The following is an 853-nucleotide window of genomic DNA, read 5'->3' on the forward strand; positions in this document are numbered from 1 at the left end:
GCCCCCACCAGCACCACCCGGCCCAGGGCCCGCGTGTAGCGCAGGGCGTCCTGCACCGAGCCCGCGCTGCCGATGCAGTCGAGGGTCAGCTCGAAGCCGCCCGACAGCGCCGGAGGTCCCAGCACCGGGCGGTACACCTTCGCGCCCGTGCGCCGCGCCACCTCGTCGGCCTCCTCCAGGTCGCCCCGGACGCGGAAGGCGTCGTCCGCGCCCATCCGTTTCCCCAGCGCCAGTTGGTACTCCTCGGCCGCCAGCAGCGTCACGTGGCAGCGGTGCCCCAGCGCCCGCAGCGCCCACAGCACGGCGAAGGCCACCGGCCCTCCACCGATGACGAGCACCCGGTCCTCGTCCCTTGGCGGCGCCCGGAGCACCGCGTGCAGGCTCACCGCCAGCGGCTCCACCAGCACGGCCTCCATGTTGGAGACGCCGTCCGGCACCGGATGGAGCTGCGACGGGTGCGCCACCATCTCCGTGCCCATGCCGCCCGGCAGGTCGCGCTGATAGCCGAGCATCTGCCCGGCCGCCAGGCAGCCCTCGGCGGTGCGCTCGCAGCCGTTCTCCTGCCCGGCCGAGCACGGCTTGCACGGCGGCTGGATGCCCCGCAGGCGGCAGGGCAGCAGGGGGTCGACGACGACGCGCTGGCCGACCGCCACGTCGCGCGCCTGGGGCCCCAGCTCCGTCACCTCGGCGAGGATTTCGTGGCCCAGCACGGCGGGGAAGCTGTTGAAGGGCTCCAGCTGGGGGCTGGCCTTGAAGAAGAGCGTGGCCATGTCCGAGCCGCACAGCCCGGTGAGCAGCGGCTTGAGCCGCACCCAGTCCGGGCCGGGCAGGGCTGTCTGTTATACACTGCCGA

At 74.1% G+C, this 853-nt stretch carries 1 protein-coding gene; it reads right to left on the reverse strand.

Annotation, left to right across the window (positions count from 1 at the left end):
- Window positions 1-812: zinc-dependent alcohol dehydrogenase (locus HG543_RS53905; protein WP_343073676.1), on the reverse strand; the 812-nt coding region annotated here is incomplete at its 3' end.
- Window positions 813-853: the final 41 nt, after the last annotated feature.

It is taken from the genome of Pyxidicoccus fallax (assembly GCF_012933655.1).
GTDB classification, from domain to species: Bacteria; Myxococcota; Myxococcia; order Myxococcales; family Myxococcaceae; genus Myxococcus; species Myxococcus fallax.